This window comes from Devosia sp. UYZn731, from assembly GCF_040546795.1.
Lineage (GTDB): Bacteria > Pseudomonadota > Alphaproteobacteria > Rhizobiales > Devosiaceae > Devosia.
Genome location: NZ_JBEPOL010000008.1, coordinates 169,385 through 186,688 on the forward strand (window position 1 = coordinate 169,385; position 17,304 = coordinate 186,688).

Sequence of the window (17,304 nt, forward strand, 5' to 3'; positions counted from 1 at the left end):
TGGCGCAAGGCGCAATCACCGACGACACGGTCCCCAGGGGCCGTGCCTGGGACCGGTTCTCGATCCGCACCAAACGCGTCATCTGGGCGTGGGCGTTTCTCGCCCTGCCCATCATCTTTTACGGCTGGATCCGGTTTTATCCGACCTTCCAGGCATTCTGGATTTCATTCACCGATTGGGACATCCTGAAGCCCGCGCAATTCGTCGGCCTCGAGAATTACGACAAGCTGGTGCACGATCCGCAGTTCTGGAAAGTGTTCCGCAACACCTTCACCTATCTCATCGTCGGCACGCCGATCAGTCTCGTGATCGCCTTCCTCGTGGCCTACTATCTGGACCGCGTGCGGTTCATGCACGGCTTCATCAGGGCGTTATATTTTCTGCCGTTCCTGACCACGGCGGCGGCTTTGGCCTGGGTGTGGCGCTGGATTTACCAGCCGGTGCCGGTGGGGCTGATCAACGGGCTGCTGTCGCAGTTCGGCATTCCGCAGCAACCCTTCCTCAAATCGACGACGCAGGGCCTGCCGGCCATCATGGTGACGGCGATCTGGGCTGGGCTAGGCTTCCAGGTCATCATTTTTCTCGCCGGCCTGCGCGCGATACCGTCGACCTACTATGAGGCTGCGCGCATCGACGGGCTTGGCGAGGGCGCCATCCTGCGCAAGATCACGCTGCCGCTGCTGAAACCCACCACAGTCTTTCTCGTGGTGTTTTCGTCCATCGGGTTCCTGCGGATTTTCGACTCGGTCTACAACATGACCAGCAATGATCCGGGCGGTCCGCTGGGCTCGACCAAGCCGATCGTGCTGATGATCTACCAGACGGCGTTTTCGTCCTTCGACATGGGCTATGCGGCGGCGCAAACGGTGGTGTTGTTCACCATCCTGCTGATCGTGTCGCTATTGCAGCTGTTTGTGCTGAGGAACCGCTGAGATGACGACGATTGCCGCCGACGCCGTCCGCCAGCCATTGAAATTCGGCCGCATCCGGCCAGGTCAAATCCTGATCTGGACGCTGTTGCTGCTAGGCGGGCTGCTGATGGTCATGCCCATCCTTTATATGTTTTCGACCTCGCTGAAGACCGCCAGCCAGGTCTATGACCTGCGCCTGATCCCGGCCGCGCCGAGCTTCGACAATTATGTGAAGGTGCTGTCGGACGGCAATTTCCTGCGCTGGTTCGGAAATTCCACGTTCATCGCCACCACGGTCACGCTGTCCAATGTGTTTTTCGATAGCCTGGTTGGTTACACGCTGGCCAAATTCGAGTTTCGCGGCCGCTATTTCATCTTCCTCGCCATCCTCTCGACCCTGATGATACCCACCGAAATGCTGGTGATCCCCTGGTACCTGATGAGCAGCCAGCTCCATTGGCTCGACAGCTATTGGGGCATCATGTTCCCCGGCATGATGACGGCTTTCGGCACGTTCCTGATGAAGCAATTTTTCGAAACGGTGCCCGACGATTTCCTCGAGGCGGCGCGGATCGACGGGCTCAACGAGTTCCAGATCTGGTGGAAGGTGGCGATGCCGCTGGTGGCGCCGGCTTTGTCGGCTCTGGCGATTTTCACCTTTTTGGGCAATTGGACGGCGTTCTTCTGGCCGCTGATCGTCACCACCAGCCGCGAGCTGTATACGCTGCCGGTGGGGCTATCGAGCTTTTCGGACGCGCAAGACACGCGCTGGGAAATGATCATGACCGGGGCGGCGCTGGCGACGATACCGACGCTGGTGGTGTTCCTGGTATTGCAGCGGTTTATCGTGCGCGGCGTGATGCTGGCCGGATTGAAGGGCTAGAGCATGACCGACCCACGTTTGAGCGATGCCAGCGTGTTCCCCGATCCGGTCTATAAAGAGACGGTACTGCGGCCGCTGTTTGACGGCGCCAAGACCCACCATGTCGAGGGCTTTCGCGCCATCGACCGGGCGCATCTGGTGATGCTCGTGGAGACCGGGATTCTCGATGTTGCCTCGGCCGGCAAGATCGCCAGGGCGCTGGAAGCCATCGATGCGGAAGTCGATCCGGCCAAGCTGGTCTATACCGGCGAGGTCGAGGACTTTTTCTTCCTGATCGAGAAGCAATTGAAGGCGCGGCTCGGGCTGGACCTAGCGGGGCGGTTGCATACCGCCCGCTCGCGCAACGATATCGATCACACGCTGTTCAAGTTGGGGCTGAAGAGCCGCATCGACACTTTGTTGGGCAAGGCGCTGGCGCTCTACGACGTGCTGGTCGTTGCGGCCGAGCGCGAAAAGGCGACGCTGATCGTGGCCTACACCCATGGTCAGCCGGCGCAGCCGACGACGTTAGGGCACTATCTGGCGGCCGTCATCGAAGTGCTGGGCCGCGATATCGCACGGCTGTTCCAAGCGCGCGAGACTGTCGACTTGTCACCGATGGGCGCTGCGGCGATCACCACATCCGGCTTCCCTATTGATAGGGCGCGGGTGGCACATTTGCTCGGTTTTGCTGCGCCGCTGCAAAATTCCTACAGCTGCATCGCGGCGGTGGACTACATTACCGGCACCTATGGTGCCATTGAGCTGATGTTCCTGCATCTCGGGCGGCCGATCCAAGACCTGCAATTCTGGACCAGTTTCGAGGTGGGCCAGATCTATGTGCCCAATGCACTGGTGCAGATTTCCTCGATCATGCCGCAGAAGCGCAATCCGGTGCCGATCGAGCATCTGCGCCTCCTCGCCAGCCAAACTTTTGGGCGCGCCCGTGCCATGCTCGACGTGATGCACAATACGCCCTTCACCGACATGAACGACAGCGAGGGCGAGACACAGGCCATGGGCTACCAGGCCTTCGACAGCGCCTATCGCGTGTTCGACCTGCTGGCCGCATTGGTGGCGCAAATCCGGATCGATCCGGCGCGTGTTGCTAACAATATTCGCCGCTCATGCATTACCATAACCGAGCTGGCCGATAGCCTGGTCCGTCGCGAGGGCCTCTCGTTTCGCGAGGGGCACGAGATCGCAGCGGCGGTGGCGAAGGCCGTGGTGGCGATTGATGGCGACTTGCCGGTTGATGGTTTCGCCCCATTCCTTGCTGCGTTCGAAAAGGCGACCGGGCGCAAGACGGCAATCGATGCGACCTTATTCGCCGAGCTGGTTTCGCCCGAACATTTCGTCGCCGTGCGCAACCGATTTGGCGGCCCGGCGCCAGAACCCCTGGCGGCAGCGATTGCCGGCTACCGCACCCAATCGGCTGAGTTTGGTGCACGAATGCAGCGTCACGCCGTGGCGGAAGCGGCGGCGGCCAGCGAACTCAACAACAAATTTTCTGCCCTGGTGGGAGCGGCCTGATGGCGAATATCGAACTGCAAGGGCTGGTCAAAACCTATGGCAAGACCACGGCGGTGCATGGCATCGACCTGGATATTGCCGATGGCGAATTCGTAGTGCTGGTTGGACCCTCGGGCTGCGGCAAGTCTACCACCCTGCGGATGATCGCGGGGCTGGAGGACATTTCCGGCGGCACGCTGAAGATTGGCGGCGAGGTCGTCAACGAGCGCGAGCCCAAGCAGCGCAATATCGCCATGGTGTTCCAGAACTACGCCATCTATCCGCATTTGAGCGTGGCGCAGAATATCGGCTTCGGGCTTTATACCGCCAAGCTCAGCAAGGCCGAGAAGGACCAGCGCATTCTGGCGACGGCCAAGACGCTTGGCATGGAAGACCTACTGGCACGCCGACCGTCCGAGCTCTCGGGCGGGCAGCGTCAGCGGGTGGCCATTGGCCGCGCCATGGTGCGCGATCCGGTGGCGTTTCTGTTTGACGAGCCGCTGAGCAATCTCGACGCGCAATTGCGAGCGCAGATGCGCATCGAAATCAAGCGGCTGCACCAGCGGCTGGGCACCACCATCGTCTATGTGACGCACGACCAGATCGAAGCTATGACCATGGCGGACAAGATCGTGGTGATGCGCGACGGACAGATTCTGCAGGTGGGCACGCCGACCGAACTCTACGAAAGCCCAGTGGATGTGTTCACAGCGCGGTTCATCGGCAGCCCATCCATGAACCTGCTGCCGGGTCAGGTCGCCGGCGCTGCGCTGACGGCGCCGGGCGTGACGATTGCCGGCATCGACGCCTCTACCATTGCGACCGGCGGCGTGCTGATCGGCGTGCGACCGCACGATCTGGTCGTTGGCCAAGTTGGCACTGGTCTGTCCATGTCGGGGCTCGTCACCGCGGTCGAGCCGCTCGGGTCCGAAACCCTTGTGCATCTGGATATCGCCGGCACTGAAGTCATCGCCACCGCGCCGGGCAAGCTGGTGCCCAAGGTCGATACGACGGTGACAGCCTCGGCCATTCCGGGTTCGCTCTACCTGTTTGCCGCGGCCGATGAGCGCAGCCTGGGGCGGCTCTGAATAGCATTATCGCCATGGATGTCCGTCGCTCGGCAGCATAGACTCGCCCCGCGTTGTGGAGACCTTTGAATGCCCGCCAGTGATGTCCTGTCGTCCCGTCCGTTCGCCGATTTTTTGGAGCGCAGGCCCGGGGCCAATCCGTTGCGGGCGCGAATCGACGCTATGCATCGCCTGCCCGAGCCGGACTGCGTGCCGCCCCTGATCGCGGCGGCGTCGTTGCCAGCCGAAACGGCCGCCGCCATTCGCTCGCTGACCATCAAGACCGTTACCGCCATGCGGGCACAGAAGCGTCGCGGCGGGGTGGATAGCCTGGTGCAGGAATATGCGCTGTCGAGCCAGGAAGGCGTGGCGCTGATGTGCCTGGCCGAAGCACTGTTGCGCACGCCGGACAATGGCACGCGCGATGCGCTGATTGCCGACAAGATCGCACCGGGCGATTGGCAATCTCACCTCGGCGGCAGCCGCTCGCTGTTCGTCAATGCGGCCACGTGGGGCTTGGTGGTCACCGGCAAGCTGGTGTCACCTGTGGACGAGACGGGTCTGGGCAATGCACTCAGCCGCCTCGTGGCGCGTTCGGGCGAACCGGTGATCCGGGCCGGCGTGAATCTCGCGATGAAGCTGATGGGCGAGCAGTTCGTCTCGGGTCAAACCATTGGCGAAGCGTTGAAAAACGGCCGTTCGCTGGAGGCCAAGGGCTTTCGCTATTCGTACGACATGCTGGGGGAAGCGGCGACGACGGCGCGGGATGCAGAGCGTTATCTGCAGGATTATCGGACGGCGATCCATGCCATCGGCAAGGCGGCGGCGGGGCGCGGCGTTTACGAGGGGCCGGGGATTTCGATCAAGCTATCGGCGCTGCATCCGCGTTATAGCCGCTCGCAATATGGCCGGGTGATCGGCGAATTGCTGCCGCGGGTGATCGAGCTGGCGGCCTTGGCAAAGTCCTATGATATCGGGCTCAATATCGACGCGGAAGAGGCCGACCGGCTGGATATTTCGCTCGATATTCTTGAGGCGCTGTGCGCCGAACCACAACTGGCAGGGTGGCAGGGCATCGGCTTTGTGGTGCAGGCTTATTCCAAGCGTTGTCCCAGCGTGCTGGATTTCTTGATCGACCTGGCGCGACGGTCCGGCCATCGCATCATGGTGCGGCTGGTAAAGGGCGCCTATTGGGATAGCGAGATCAAACGCGCGCAGCTCGACGGGCTGGATGGCTTCCCGGTTTATACGCGCAAGGTCTATACCGACGTCGCCTATATCGCCTGCGCGCAAAAGCTGCTGGCGGCGACCGATGCGGTCTATCCGCAGTTTGCGACGCACAACGCCCAGACCATGGCGACGATCTATAATCTGGCCGGTGATTATGTACCCGGCCAATACGAATTCCAGTGCCTGCATGGGATGGGCGAGCCGCTTTATGAAGAGGTGGTCGGCAAGGGCAAGCTGGATCGACCGTGTCGGATTTATGCGCCGGTGGGTAGCCACGAGACGCTGCTGGCCTATCTGGTGCGGCGCCTGCTGGAGAATGGCGCAAATTCGTCGTTCGTCAATCGGATCGCCGATCCGGAGGTGCCGGTGGAGGCGCTGGCGGATGATCCGGCGGCTGTGGCCGGGGCCATGGTACCGGTCGGCGTTCCGCATCAGGCGATCGATTTGCCCCGCAATATTCTGGCGGGCGGACGCGCCAATTCGCGGGGGCTGGACTTGTCGAACGAGCCGCAATTGCAGCGGCTGGCGGTAGCGCTCGGGCAGAGCGTGGATGTGCAATGGCGCGCGGAGGCGATGCCGGGGGCGGCGCGGCTAGTTTTCAACCCGGCGGATCATCGCGATGTTGTTGGCACGGTGGTTGAACCGTCGCCGGACAATGCTGCGCTGGCTTTGAAGGTCGCGATCGCCGCTGCTCCCGCTTGGGCGGCGACGGCACCGACCGAGCGCGCCGCTTGCCTGCGCCGTGCTGCGGAGGGGATGGAAGCGCAGATCGAGAAGTTGATGGGCCTCATCATTCGTGAGGCGGGGAAGTCGGCGGCGAATGCGATTTCGGAAGTGCGGGAGGCGGTGGATTTCCTGCGCTATTACGCCGATCAGGCGGAGAGCCTCGATAGTACCGCGCATGCGCCGCTGGGGCCGGTCGTCTGCATCAGCCCGTGGAATTTCCCGCTGGCGATTTTCACCGGGCAGGTGGCGGCGGCATTGGTTGCCGGCAATCCGGTGATCGCCAAGCCGGCCGAGGAAACGCCGTTGATCGCTGCGCAGGCGATTGAGCTGCTGTACGCGGCTGGCGTGCCGCGCGAGGTGCTGCAGTTCCTGCCGGGCGACGGCCGCATGGGCGCGGCCCTGGTGGGCGATGCCGGCACGTGCGGGGTGATGTTCACCGGCTCGACCGACGTGGCGCGATTCATTGCCAAGCAATTGGCCGAGCGGACGCTGCCCGACGGCTGCCCGGTGCCCTTCGTGGCCGAAACCGGCGGGCAGAATGCGCTGATCGTGGACTCCTCGGCGCTGACCGAACAGGTGGTGGGCGATGTGCTGGCCTCGGCCTTCGATAGCGCGGGACAGCGCTGTTCGGCGCTGCGCGTGCTGTGCCTGCAGGAGGATATCGCCGACAAGACGCTGGCCATGCTCAAAGGCGCGATGGCCGAATTGCGCACCGGCAATCCGGACCGGCTGGGTATCGATATCGGGCCGGTCATCACGGACGAGGCGCAAAAGATCATCGCCGACCATGTGTCGGCGCTGCGCGCCAAGGGCCGCACCATCGTCGAAGCGCCGCTTGATCCAGCCACGGCGCTGGGCACGTTCGTGGCCCCGACGCTGATTGAATTGAAGGAACTGTCCGAGCTGACGCGCGAAGTGTTCGGGCCGGTGCTGCATGTCGTGCGCTATCGGCGCGAGGATATCGACTCGCTGGTCGATCGGATCAATGGCCTAGGGTATGGGCTGACTTTTGGGCTGCATACGCGCATCGATACGACGATCGAGCGGGTGACCAGCCGGATTTCCGCCGGCAATATCTATGTCAATCGCAACCAGATCGGCGCCGTGGTCGGGGTGCAGCCGTTTGGTGGGCACGGGCTGTCGGGCACCGGTCCGAAGGCGGGCGGGCCGCTCTATCTGCGGCGGCTGGTGCGCGGCGATGCTGGCGCCATTGCCGGGCTTGCGCCGAATACGCTGATCGACCTGGCGCTATCGGCACTGGCCGATTGGCTGGCGGCAAACGGGCGAACCGGGTTGGCGCAACAGGCCCTGGCCCATGGCGCGCATCGCGCGATCAACGCCTCGGTGGAGCTGGCCGGTCCGGTCGGCGAGCGCAATTTCTATGGCACGGCGCCGCGGGGCACTGTGCTGGCCATCGCCGCCAGCGAGGATGGGCTGTTGCTGCAACTGGCCGCGATCCTGGCTACGGGCAATTCCGCCGCTATCGAGGCGTCGCCGGCACTGTGGGCGCTGATCGACCAATTGCCCGCAATCGTGCGCGGGCGAGTGGCGCGACCATCGGCGAAGGATGGCGCTGTTGCGGCAGTGCTGGTCGAAGGCGATGCCGAGGCGGTTCGCGCGGTGTCGCGCCGGGTCACGGGTTGGCCGGGACCCATTGTCACGGTGCAGAGCGCGCCGCTGGGGCAGGGTGGCTACAGCCTTGATCTGTTGGTGACCGAGACCGCGATCAGCACCAACACCGCTGCGGCCGGTGGCAATGCGAGCCTGATGGCGATCGCCTGACGGTTGGGGTCGGCACTGTCACATCAGTTTCACAAAGCTCGGATTTGAGTGCCTGCACATAAAGGGAATTCGACCATGTCCAATGAGCAGGCCTATCTCGACCGCATCCGCGCGGAAATCGCCGACAGTTTCGATGAAGAACTCGAAATGCAGTTGGAGGACGATCGGCTCGACGAACTGGTCAGCGACGGGATGGCCGAGCCGGGTCCGGAAACGGTCGATCGGAAAGTGTATTTCCGCGAGTTGTTCCGGCTCCAGCACGAATTGGTGCGGCTACAGGATTGGGTGCAGCACAATAAGCTCAAGGTGGTGGTGTTGTTCGAAGGCCGCGACTCGGCGGGCAAGGGCGGCGCCATCAAGCGGGTGACGCAGCGGCTCAATCCGCGCGTTTGCCGCACCGTAGCCCTGCCGGCGCCGACCGAGCGCGAGAAGAACCAATGGTACTTCCAGCGCTATGTGCCGCATCTGCCGACCGCCGGCGAAATGGTGCTGTTCGATCGCTCCTGGTACAACCGTGCCGGTGTCGAGCGGGTGATGGGCTTCTGCACGCCCGAGGAGTTGGAGGAGTTCTTCCGTACTGTCCCCGAGTTCGAGCGCATGCTGGTTCGGTCGGGGATTATTCTTGTCAAATACTGGTTCTCCATCACCGACGAAGAGCAGGAATTCCGCTTCAAGATGCGCATCCACGATCCGCTCAAGCAGTGGAAGCTATCGCCCATGGACATGGAAAGCCGTGTCCATTGGGAGGAATACACCAAGGCCAAGGAAGAAATGCTGGCGCGCACCCATACGCCCGAGGCGCCATGGTGGGTGGTGCAGGCCGTGGACAAGAAGAAGGCGCGGCTCAATTGCATCGCGCATCTGCTGAGCCAGATACCCTATGAGGACGTGCCCAAAGCCGATGTGGAACTGCCTGGCCGCGTGCGCCACGATGACTATATCCGCAGCCCGGTGCCGCCGGAATTGTACGTTCCCGAGATTTACTAGGCGCCGGCGCACAATTCGAAGTGGCGTCGTGGGCCTGTCGAGGCATGACAATTCGAACCTCCCGAAACATCGGGAGGCGGCCCGGAGCTATTTTGCCTCAATAACGGAACAGCCACGACGCTACCTTGCCAGGGCATTACTGGTGTCGCTATCATGTAAACTTTCTCGTGAACTGCAGAGTTGGAGAAAGACATGCGCAATCTGGCCTGGGGTTTTGCTGTTCTCGGCGTAGTGCTTCTCCAGATCACAGGGACGCAAGCGCAACCCGTTGGTTTTTCACAGTTCAACTTCGCGCAGGGCGCTGGCCTGCCATTGCAGGATGGTCTGGGTGACGACAATCTGGCCACGCGCATTCGCCAATTGGGTAACAACTCGCTCGATCAGGCATTGCCGATTGCCGGGCCAGTTGGCCAGCTGCAGATCAAGAAGCTCGATGAGGCGGCAAAGCTCAGGTTCTCTTTTGACCCCCAGGAGGCAGAGCGTGGCACGGCGCTGCTGGGTGACCTCGAGCGGGCCGGCAATCCGCTGGCGGGCTATCTGAATTCGCTGCCCACCGACGCGCAGGAGTGGACACAGGACGACTACCTGGCCGACTTCACGCGCAACCAGACGCTGGCCGACGAGGGGCAGCCGCTGGCCCAGCGGCTTGTCGCCACGGACTATCTCAAGGGCACGATCGTGCCGCTTGACCTGCTGCAGGCGCGCCGGGGTTTTGAAACGCTGACCGAAAACCCCGCGCTGAACGAGCTCGACGCCGCCCAACAAATTCAGGCGCTGCAGCTCGCGGCCGAAGCCAACCGGTTCGGCATTGCAGGGAAGGCCGATCTCGCCCGGTCGGCAGAGCTTTGGCAGCGGGGGATCGAGCTGGGAGATCCAGTGTCGATGGTGAGCTATTCGGATCAATTGCTTGCCAAGGGCGGCGCCGAAGATCTCGTCGCCGCGTTCGGCCTGCTCAACCGCGCCGCCGGGCTTGGCGACACGCGCGCCACCATCAAGGCACTCTCCTATGCCGATAAATATCCGACCGGTTCAAGGCTGACGAACTGATCTCCCAGTTGACCCAGCAAGTGCCCACCAGCCCGCTCGCGGCGCTCGCTGCAGGCGATTATTTTGCGGTCCGGGCGGCCGATGACCCGGCCCAATTGCAACTGGCGCTGCAAAGCTACAATTTCGACATCAACAATCGCCCGATGTCTCAATTGCGCCTGGGCGACCTGTTGCTCGCCAAGCCGGAACTGAGGTCACGTGAGCGGGCCATTGCGCTGCTTCAACAATCGGCAAATAGCGGCGTCGCCGAGGCCGTCATGTCGCTGGCCGAGCAGGAGGTGGCGTTCGGCGACCCGATCGTGGGCCTCAATGCCGGGCTCTCCGCGGCCGAATACAGTCCCGAACTGAGCGCGCGTTCGGCCAAGCTGGTGTTTCGGACCTGCGAGGCGCCAGGGCAGAAATGCCTTCCGGTGCCGGTCCTTTTTGTCACCGACAGGGCCCTGGACGAGACCACGGGACTGCTGGACTTTGCCAATGCCAAAGACCCCGCCAATATCGTCCGGCTCGGCATCGCCTATGTCTATATCCCCATATCGGCCCATGGGAGCGAAGCGATCCTCACCGATATCTATGAACGGTTTGGTCCGGGCGGCGGCAATTGGGTATTCGACAATATTCCCGAGGAGGCCGAGCGGTTGTCCCTAACGGAGTGGGACAAATATCCAACCGAGCTGGCGCTGAGCGATGTGGATCAAGCCGCCTTCTTCGCCTGGGCCAAAACGCAGGGCGAGCAGCAACAGGTGCCGACCCAACGGGCGCTGGTGTTCATTCATGGGTTCAACACCAATTTTTTCGACGCCATCCGGCGGGCCGCCGTCACGGCTGAGCGATCGGGATTTCCCGGTGTGCCCATTGTGCTGAGCTGGTCCTCGGCCGCCGACACTTTTGCATTTCCTGCAGATGTCGCCGCTGCGGACCTGGCCTGTGCCGACTTCCGCGATCCGATGATGCAGATTTCCAAGGCCTTTGGACCGCAAAACGTATCGCTGGTCATGCATAGCGCCGGCAATGTCTTGGGTTATTCGATGCTGGGCAACTGCTCCGATCTTGGTCTGTGGACCGTTGACGGCGCAACCGACCAGACCATGATCGACACGGCCGTGTTCGCCGCCCCGGCGCTTCCCGAAAGCCGCTTCCGCACGGAATTTCCCATCATCAATGCGCGCATCGGGCACGCGGCGCTCTATGTTTCGGCCAGCGATCTGCCGTTGCAGGCCGGTCAGGTATTTTACAACGGGTCGGTTCCGAGCTGGTGGAACGAGCGGATGGCGGGCCTGGGGGGCGATGGGCGCGTGATCCTGGATCGCCTCCAGACCATCGATGCGAGCGCGGTTGAAAGCGGGGGCGTCGCCTATGGCACCTTCCTCGGTCACAGCTATATCTTTGACCGCACCGAGGTTGCCGATGACCTGCAGGCGCTGCTGTCGGGCCGCTACGATCCTGCACAGCGTGGCTGCCTGCAGCCCCTGACCTCCGACGCCGGTCCCTATTCGGTGGTCGTTGAGCGCTGCGGGTTGCCGCCAAACTGAGCGCTGGACGTTGGGGGATTTCCCGACGTTTGCTGAAAATAGGAGCCACCGGCGGCAGACCCGCCGGTGGCCAATTTGCTAGCTGCCGACCACGCCGCCGTCGCGCTTGGTCAGGACGACCAGCGAGGGGCGGGCGGGCATGGTATCGACGAAGTCGGGCCAGTTGGTGCCGGCATCGGCCATCGAGGAGGCGTCTTCCATGTCTTCGAGACGCAGTTCGCCCGGATGCTGGACCGAGAGGAAGAGGCTCGTGCCGTCCGAGGTGAAGGTCGGCGAGCAGGCTTCCGAGCCGGTCGGCGGGATGTAGAACAGGCGGGGCAGGGCGCGGCCTTCCCCTTCGGTATCCATGGCATAGACGGCGTCGGCCATCCCGTCGGGCGGCGGGCCATCGGTGGTCACCCAGATGCGGCCGGCGGGATCGACGCCGATATTGTCGGGGTCGGTGAACCAGCCATTGGCGGTGGTGTCGGCGTGGTAAAGGCTCTCGTCTTCGGGCTTGGCGGGGTCGCCGCAGAGCACGAACACGTCCCAGGTGAAGGCGTCGGCGGCGTGGTCCGGCTTGTCGGGGGCGCCGGGCGGCACGAGTTCCAGCAGATGGCCATGTGGGTTGGGGCCGCGCGGATTGGCGACGTTGACGCTTTCACGGTCATCTTCGCCGGCCGGGAGGCGGTCTTCGTTCTCGGTCATGGCGACGTAGAGCTTGCCGGTGCCGGTGTGCGGGATAAACCCTTCGGGGGCATCCATCGGGGTGGCACCAACGAGGTCGGCGGCGGCGCGGGTGTTGAGCACGACATCGGCCTGGGTGGCGAAGCCGGCTTCAGCGGTAAGCAGGCCTTCGCCGGCCACCAGCGGGATCCACTTCATGGTGCCGTCGCTGGCGAACTGGGCGACCGACAGGGTGCCGTTGTCGAGCAGGTCCTTGTTGGCGGCGCGATCGTCCGGATTGAACTTGTCGCGGGTGACGAAGCGATAGAGATATTCGAAATCGTCGTCGTCGCCCATGAACACTACGACGCGCCCATCGGGAGCGACGCTGACCTGGGCGCCTTCATGGGTCATACGGCCCAGAGCGGTGCGCTTGATCGGCTTGGCGGTCGGGTCCATCGGGTCGATCTCGACGACCCAGTCGAACTTCATCCATTCATTGGGTTCGTTCTCGAACTTGAAGCGGGGCTCGACGCGCGAGACGGCATAAATGTCGTTCTCGTCTTCGTCCCAGCCCTGGCGTTCCACCAGTTCCTGGTTGGCGAGCGTTTTGTAGTCGCCGGCGAAGACGTCCATGGCGCCTTCTTCGCCCGAAAGCATGGTGCCCCAGGGGGTCAGGCCGCCATTGCAGTTGGAGATGGTGCCGAACACCACGGTGCCGGTGGGATCGGCCTTGGTCTTGAGGCGGTCGTCGCCGGCAGCGGGGCCGGACATCGCCATTTCGGTGCCCATGTGGATGCGGCGGTTATACTGGCCGTCCTTTACCACTTCCCACTGCGCGCCAGTGCGCTTGACTTCGACTACGGAGACGCCGGTGGAGGCCATGACCGCGCGGATCTGGTCTTCGGTCATCTTCTCCTTGTAGTCGTCAACGGTCAGGCCCGGGAACATCAGGAACGGGCTGGCATATTCGTGGCTGACCAGCAGCAGGCCGTGATCGTTGCTCTTGGAGCCGATCGGCAGCGGCAGGAAGACGGTGAAGTCGTTGTTGTAGCCGAACTGGCGCTCGGCGGCAGCGCCGTTCAGGGTGGCGAGATCGAATTCCGGGCTGTCGGGGAAAATCGCATCGCCCCAGCGCAGCAGCACCTGGCGATCATAGCCTTCGGGCCAATGGTCGGCGGCGTCGCGGACGCGGTCGAGCTCGGTGAAGGTCAGGGTCGAGGCATTGTTGGTGGCGGCCGCGGCGCGGCTCACGCCGAACGCGTCGCCCATGGCGGCGACGGCGGTGGTGGCGAGGAAACCCTTGAGCAGGGTGCGGCGGTTGAAGCCTTCATTGAGTAGTGAGCCGTAGCTCTGGGCAAAGGCACGGCGCTGGGTCGGGCGCTCGCGGGTTTTCTGACGATCGGTCATGGACGCTCCTGGGCTTGCTGATGGCGCGGAGCTTTTTCATGGCTAGACGAAGGTTACGTGACAGTAGACCGATTCAGGCGGCGTCGCTGAGCAGGGTTTCGGCCAAACCATATTCGTGCAGTTTGCGGTAGAGCGTCGAGCGACCGATCTTGAGCGCGCGGGCGACCTGCGACATGCGCCCACCATAGTGCTCGATGGCGAAGACGATGGCGGCGCGCTCGATTTCGGCAAGCGCGGTGACTTCGCCAGTTGGGGCGATGAAGCGGTCGATAGCGGCCGGCGCTTCCGGGGCATAGCGCTGGCGGCCCAGCGCGTCATCGATATGGATGGGGCTTTGCTGCGTGGGCGCCGTTTCGATGGCGCTGGCGGCCAGCTCGCGGCCATTGATCTGGGCGACGATCTGCGGGAAATCCACGCTTTCGAGGAAGGCGCCATCGGTGAGCACGATCGCACGATAGACGGCATTTTCGAGCTGGCGGATATTGCCGGGCCAAGCGTAGCTGGCGAGCAGGTCGAGTGCGACGGGCGAGATGCCGATGACGCGTTTTCCGGCTTCGGCAGCGAAGCGGGCGATGAAATGGGCGACCAGCGCCGGCACGTCCTCGAGGCGCTCGCGCAAAGGCGGCACATAGATCGGGAACACGTTTAGGCGGTAATACAGGTCTTCGCGGAACTCGCCGGATTTGGCCAGGTTCAGCAGGCGTCGATTGGTGGCGGAGATGACGCGGACATTGACGCGCTCGGGCTTGCTGGCGCCGACGGGCTCGATTTCGCCCTCCTGCAGGGCGCGCAGCAGCTTGACCTGGGTTTCGAGCGGCAGCTCGCCGACCTCGTCGAGGAACAGCGTGCCGTTATGGGCTTCGGCGAACTTGCCGGCCTGGTCGGACGTGGCGCCGGTGAAGCTGCCCTTCTTGTGGCCGAAGAGGATGGACTCGACCAGATTGGGGGGGATCGCGCCGCAGTTGACCGTGATGAACGGTTTGCCGGCGCGGTCGCCGGTGCCCTGGATGATACGGGCGATCAGTTCCTTGCCGACGCCGGTTTCGCCTTCGATCAGCACGGGAATGGTGCTCTTGGCGGCCTTGGCGCACAGCGACAGCACGCGCGCCATGGTGGGGGCCTTGGCGATCATGTCGGCGGCGGTGAAGGTGCCGGAACGGCGCGAGCGTTCGGAGCGCACGGCGGCTTCGAGCGCATCGAGCTTCATGGCATTGCGCAGCGAAATGATCAGGCGTTCGGGGGCGACGGGTTTGACGAAATAGTCGACGGCTCCTTGGCGCATGGCGGTGACGACGGTTTCGAGCGACGCATTGGCGGTCTGGATGATGACGGGGGTGTTGAGGCCCTCGCGGGCCATGACTTCCATCACGCCCATGCCATCGAGATCGGGCATCACCAAATCGAGTATCATGGCGCCGATATTGCGATCGTCGCGCAGAATGGACAGCGCCTGCTCGCCGCCGGTAGCGAGGAGGGGTTTGAAGCCAGCGCGGTTGGCGACTTCGGCGGTGAGGCGCAACTGCACCGGATCATCGTCAACTATCAGAACGCGCGTCATTGGACCTCGGTCGTTTTCCGCTCGAATCGCGGTGTGCCGTTTTGGGAGGATTGTGACGGTATGGACTTAAGAGGGGATTAATCATGAGGATTTTGCCTGATGGGTGGCTTGGCCGGCACCGCAAAACCCTTCACATCCCGGGCTGCGCTGGCTATGGTCCGCGCACATTTTTGACCGTCCGGAGACTCAAGCCATGACCGACCAAGCCGCGCAAAAGGGGCATAATCAGTTCGGGGCCCTGCCGGTATGGGATTTGTCAGACCTTTATCCCAGCAAGGACGGGCCGGAGTTCAAGGGCGATCTGGAACAGGCCAAGGCCGATGCGGCGGCGTTCGAGGCCGACTACAAGGGCAAGCTCAACGAGCTGACCAAGGCCGGCAAGTTGATCGAGGCGATCAAGCGGACCGAAGCCTTGGGTGATTTGACCGGCAAGATCGGGTCCTATTCGTTCCTGCAATATGCGCAGAACACCACCGATCCCGATCGCGCCAAGTTCATGGGCGATACCAACGAGGCGCTGACCAATCTCTCCACAAGGGTGCTGTTTTTCGATCTGGAGCTGAACCGGATCGAAGACGAGGTGCTGGAGGCGGCGTTTGCGCAAAGCGCCGAATTGTCGCGCTATCGCACCTGGTTCGCCGAACTGCGCAAGGCCAAACCGTACCAGCTCGAGGACAGACTCGAAGAGCTGTTCCACGACAAGTCGGTGACCGCCTATTCGGCGTGGAACCGGCTGTATGACGAGACGCTGGCGAGCCTGCGGCTGGAGGTGGATGGCGAGACGCTGACGCTGGAAGCGACGCTGCATCTGCTGTCGGAGCGGGACGAGAAGAAGCGCGAAAGCGCCTATAAGGCGGTCAGCAAGACGCTGACGGAAAATGGCCGGCTATTTACTCACATCACCAATGTGCTGGCCAAGGACAAGGAAATCTCCGACCGCTGGCGCGGGTACCAGGACATCGCCGATAGCCGCCACATGGCCAATTCGGTGGAGCGCGAAGTGGTCGATGCGTTGCAGAGCGCTGTACGCGATGCCTATCCGCGGCTCAGCCACCGCTACTACAAGATGAAGGCAAAGTGGTTCGGCAAGGAAGCGCTCAATGCCTGGGACCGCAATGCGCCGCTGCCGACCAGCGACGAGCGCACCTGGGATTGGGAAACCGCCAAGGCGACCGTGATGGAGGCCTATGGCAAGTTCTCGCCCAAGCTGGCGGAAGTGGCGGCGCCATTCTTCGACTCAGGCTGGATCGATGCGCCGACCGCCGATGGCAAACTGTCGGGCGCCTTTGCGCATCCGACAGTGCCGAGCGCGCATCCCTATTTGATGCTCAACTATATGGGCCGCTCGCGCGATATCATGACGCTGGCGCATGAATTGGGCCATGGCGTGCACCAGCGGCTGGCCGCCGCGCAGGGGCCATTGCTGAGCAATACGCCGCTGACGCTGGCCGAGACGGCATCGGTGTTTGGCGAAATGCTGACCTTCCGCTCGCTACTGGCCAAGACCACGGATTCCAAGCAACGGTTCGCGTTGTTGAGCTCCAAGGTCGAGGACATGCTCAATACGGTGGTGCGGCAGATCGCCTTCTACACCTTCGAGCGCAAGGTGCACACGGCGCGCCGGCAGGGCGAGCTGCGCACCGAGGAAATCAACGCCATCTGGCTGGAAGTACAGGCTGAATCGCTGGGCGACGGTATCGTGCTCAACGAGGGCTACGACATATTCTGGAGCTATATCCCGCACTTCATCCACTCGCCGTTCTACGTCTATGCCTATGCGTTCGGCGACTGCCTTGTGAACTCGCTCTACGCGCAGTATGAGAAGTCCGAAGACGGCTTTGCCGAGCGGTATTTCGAGTTGTTGAAGGCCGGTGGCTCCAAGCATCATTCCGAACTGCTGGCGCCGTTTGGCCTGGATGCGAAAGACCCGCAATTCTGGTCTTTGGGGCTTTCGATGATCGAAGGCCTGATCGACGAACTGGAAGCAACCAGCCCGAATTGAACTTTGGGCGAATAGACTTTAGGCCCGCTTTATTTC

General features: G+C 62.8%; 11 protein-coding genes. 9 read left to right on the forward strand and 2 right to left on the reverse strand.

Going from position 1 to position 17,304, the window contains the following annotated elements; genetic code table 11:
* Nucleotides 1-14: 14 nt before the first annotated feature.
* From ABIB57_RS19945 to ABIB57_RS19980, 8 genes are all read left to right on the forward strand, one after another.
* Complete coding sequence (locus ABIB57_RS19945) at nt 15-932, forward strand: carbohydrate ABC transporter permease (protein ID WP_502914439.1); 918 nt, start codon at nt 15-17, stop codon at nt 930-932.
* A 1-nt stretch (nt 933) separates the two neighbouring features.
* A complete protein-coding gene (locus tag ABIB57_RS19950; protein ID WP_354043003.1) occupies nt 934-1,794 on the forward strand; it encodes a carbohydrate ABC transporter permease in 861 nt (286 codons plus the stop codon).
* A 3-nt stretch (nt 1,795-1,797) separates the two neighbouring features.
* Nucleotides 1,798-3,306 carry an argininosuccinate lyase gene (gene argH, locus ABIB57_RS19955; RefSeq protein WP_354043004.1) on the forward strand — a complete coding sequence of 503 codons (1,509 nt, stop codon included), beginning with the start codon at nt 1,798-1,800 and terminating at the stop codon, nt 3,304-3,306.
* Nucleotides 3,306-4,373 (forward strand): ABC transporter ATP-binding protein, encoded by a 1,068-nt coding sequence (locus ABIB57_RS19960; protein WP_354043005.1) that lies wholly within the window; start codon nt 3,306-3,308, stop codon nt 4,371-4,373. Before argH ends, ABIB57_RS19960 begins: the two co-directional genes overlap by 1 nt.
* A 69-nt stretch (nt 4,374-4,442) precedes the next feature.
* Nucleotides 4,443-8,090, forward strand: coding sequence for a trifunctional transcriptional regulator/proline dehydrogenase/L-glutamate gamma-semialdehyde dehydrogenase (putA, locus tag ABIB57_RS19965; protein WP_354043006.1), 3,648 nt, complete (start codon nt 4,443-4,445; stop codon nt 8,088-8,090).
* Between the two features lie 75 nt (nt 8,091-8,165).
* The gene (ppk2, locus tag ABIB57_RS19970; RefSeq protein WP_354043007.1) at nt 8,166-9,077 is read left to right on the forward strand and encodes a polyphosphate kinase 2; all 912 of its coding nucleotides are present in this window, start codon (nt 8,166-8,168) and stop codon (nt 9,075-9,077) included.
* Between the two features lie 192 nt (nt 9,078-9,269).
* Entirely contained in the window at nt 9,270-10,124 is an 855-nt protein-coding gene (locus tag ABIB57_RS19975) for an SEL1-like repeat protein (protein ID WP_354043009.1), read from the forward strand.
* An 8-nt stretch (nt 10,125-10,132) separates the two neighbouring features.
* On the forward strand, nt 10,133-11,653 hold the full coding sequence (locus ABIB57_RS19980) for an alpha/beta hydrolase (RefSeq protein ID WP_354043010.1): 1,521 nt from the start codon (nt 10,133-10,135) through the stop codon (nt 11,651-11,653).
* 78 nt (nt 11,654-11,731) lie between these two features.
* Here the strand turns inward: ABIB57_RS19980 and ABIB57_RS19985 are convergent, their stop codons facing one another.
* Complete coding sequence (locus ABIB57_RS19985; RefSeq protein WP_354043011.1) at nt 11,732-13,708, reverse strand: PhoX family protein; 1,977 nt, start codon at nt 13,706-13,708, stop codon at nt 11,732-11,734.
* 73 nt (nt 13,709-13,781) lie between these two features.
* Nucleotides 13,782-15,266, reverse strand: a complete 1,485-nt coding sequence (locus ABIB57_RS19990; protein WP_354043012.1) for a sigma-54-dependent transcriptional regulator — start codon at nt 15,264-15,266, stop codon at nt 13,782-13,784.
* A gap of 193 nt (nt 15,267-15,459) precedes the next feature.
* Between ABIB57_RS19990 and ABIB57_RS19995 the strand changes: the two genes are divergently transcribed.
* Nucleotides 15,460-17,268, forward strand: coding sequence for a M3 family oligoendopeptidase (locus ABIB57_RS19995; protein ID WP_354043013.1), 1,809 nt, complete (start codon nt 15,460-15,462; stop codon nt 17,266-17,268).
* The last annotated feature ends 36 nt before the right edge of the window (nt 17,269-17,304 follow it).